Source organism: Bradyrhizobium sp. Unk1, assembly GCF_059512345.1.
Genome location: NZ_JCAMOP010000238.1, coordinates 1 through 424, shown reverse-complemented (window position 1 = coordinate 424; position 424 = coordinate 1). Strand labels below are relative to the sequence as shown.

Below are 424 nucleotides of genomic sequence, written 5' to 3'. Positions count from 1 at the left end.
TCATTGGCCCAAGTCTGCCATGCTTCGCGCCCCGATGCAGCGAAGATTTTACGTCCTACGCAAGTGCTTTCGGCTGCAGGATTCGAGGCGCGTGCATCCGCGTCCAATCCATGCCGGCCAGAAGCGCGGACAGCTGGGCGGCATTCATCCGCATCACGCCGGCTACGATGGGAGGCCATTTGAAGCCGCTGCCATCGAGCCGCTTCCAATACATCACAAGGCCGCTGCCATCCCAAACGACAATCTTCACCCGATCAGCGCGCTTCGCTCGGAACACCACCGCCACGCCCTTCATCGGGTCATGGCCCAGCGTCTCCTTCGCCAACAGCGCCAAGCCCTCCGCACCTTTGCGGTTATGTGGTGCACCACATAAGAGAAATTATGCGGAGCCCACGATTATGCGGAGTGTGCGGCCGTTCAATCC

1 pseudogene is annotated in these 424 nt (G+C 60.4%); it reads right to left on the bottom strand.

The features are described from left to right. Positions 1–55: 55 nt before the first annotated feature. Positions 56–367: pseudogene (gene tnpB, locus AC5ZFO_RS48310) on the bottom strand (IS66 family insertion sequence element accessory protein TnpB); the annotation flags it as partial. Positions 368–424 lie beyond the last annotated feature (57 nt).